This window comes from Kitasatospora sp. NPDC059803, assembly GCF_042732255.1.
Lineage (GTDB): Bacteria > Actinomycetota > Actinomycetes > Streptomycetales > Streptomycetaceae > Kitasatospora.
This window is the reverse complement of record NZ_JBHWIJ010000563.1, coordinates 1-1,815: the sequence shown is the minus strand read 5'-3', so window position 1 is coordinate 1,815 and position 1,815 is coordinate 1. Positions and strand designations below refer to the sequence as shown.

Sequence of the window (1,815 nt, the reverse complement as noted above, 5' to 3'; positions counted from 1 at the left end):
CCACCGACGGCGCCCCGGGCGGAGCGGCGGGGACGCTCGACGACCGGGTCGGGGATCGTCACGGGGATGCCGGTCGGGACGCGGGCGCCGGTGAGCCGGGCGAGTTCGTCGTCGTCGGAGTGGACGCGGGTGGCCGTGGGGGCGATCCCGGCGGTGGCCGCCAGCCGGGCCATCTGGCGGCGCTGGCTGGGCAGGACGAGGGTGACGACGGTGCCGGACTCGCCGGCCCGGGCGGTGCGGCCGCCCCGGTGGAGGTAGTCCTTGTGGTCGACCGGCGGGTCCAGGTTGACGACCAGGTCGAGGCCGTCCACGTGGATCCCCCGCGCGGCGACGTTGGTGGCGATCAGCGCGGTGACCTGGCCGGTGCGGAACTGCTCCAGGGTCCGGGTGCGCTGGGGCTGGGACTTGCCGCCGTGCAGGGCCGCGGCCTTCACCCCGTTGGCGAGCAGGTCCTCGACCAGCGCGTCGGCCCGGTCCCGGGTGTCGGTGAACATGATCACCCCGCCGTCCCGGGCCGCGATGCGGACGATCAGGGTGTTCTTGTCGTGGTTCTGCACATGCAGCACGTGGTGCTCCATGGTGGTCACCGCTCCGGCCGACGGATCCACCGAGTGGGTGACCGGGTCCTTGAGGAAGCGGCGCACCAGGCGGTCGACGTTGCGGTCCAGGGTCGCGGAGAAGAGCAGCGTCTGGCAGCCTTCGGCGACCTGTTCGAGGAGCTCGGTGACCTGCGGCAGGAAGCCGAGGTCGGCCATCTGGTCGGCCTCGTCCAGGACCGCGATGTCGACGTCGTCCAGTCGGCAGTGGCCGCGCTCGATCAGGTCCTTCAGCCGGCCCGGGGTGGCGACGACGACCTCGGCGCCCCGGTGCAGCACCTGGGACTGGCGGCCGATCGACATCCCGCCCACCACGGTCGCCATCCGCAGCCGCACCGAGTGCGCGTACGGGGTGAGCGCCTCGGTGACCTGCTGCGCGAGTTCCCGGGTGGGGACCAGCACCAGGGCCAGCGGGCTGCCCGGCTCGGTCTTGCGGCCAGCGGCACGGGCGGCGGTGCGGGCCAGCACGGCCAGACCGAAGGCGATGGTCTTGCCGGAGCCCGTGCGGCCCCGGCCGAGCACGTCGCGGCCGGCCAGCGAGTTCGGCAGCGTGGTGGCCTGGATGGGGAACGGCGAGGTGACGCCCTGGCGGGTCAACGTCTTCAACAGGGCCGCGGGCATGTCCAGTTCGTCGAACGACTCGACGGCGGGCAGGGCGGGAGTGGTGCTGGCCGGGAGTTCGAACTCCTGCTGGGAGGAGCGGCCCTGGGCCCGGTTCGGGCCTCCGGTCCGGCGGTGCGGGCTGCGGTGCGACGGGCGGTTCGAGCGGTTCATACGGAACCTTCCTCAGGACGGCACGTCGCGAGGTCGGCTCCGCTGCGCGGGCGCGCGGAGATCACAAGAAACGGGCCAAAGATGTGCCGGGCGGGGCGCGGACGATGCGGCCGGGCGAGGCATGGACGGTGCAGCCACCGGTGGGCGGGCGCCGGTGCGCGGTCGGCGCAACACGGCCCGCGCGGGACGGCGGACGACGGCCGAAGGCGGATCCACAGGGCCCGGTACGGCCGGGGCGGCCTGGCGGCCAGGACGGCCGGAGGCGATGGGGGGTGGAACGGCCGAGGGGCCCGCACCGGGCGTAGTGCACGGTGCGGGCCCCTCGCTACCAGGCGAGTGCCGTGGCAGAGAACTACAGCGGGCGAATGTTCTCGGCCTGCGGGCCCTTCTGGCCCTGCGTGACGTCGAACTCGACCTTCTGGCCCTCGAGCAGCTCACGGAAGCC

Annotated in this window: 2 protein-coding genes; both read right to left on the bottom strand. The window is 73.9% G+C overall.

Features of this window, described 5'->3' with window-relative positions; genetic code table 11:
* Positions 1 to 1,370, bottom strand: a 1,370-nt coding sequence (locus tag ACFV6I_RS39495) for a DEAD/DEAH box helicase (RefSeq protein WP_380431115.1), incomplete at its 3' end; no start/stop codon positions are given.
* A gap of 352 nt (positions 1,371 to 1,722) precedes the next feature.
* The coding region (locus tag ACFV6I_RS39490) for a cold-shock protein (protein ID WP_380431118.1) at positions 1,723 to 1,815 on the bottom strand (93 nt) is incomplete at its 5' end.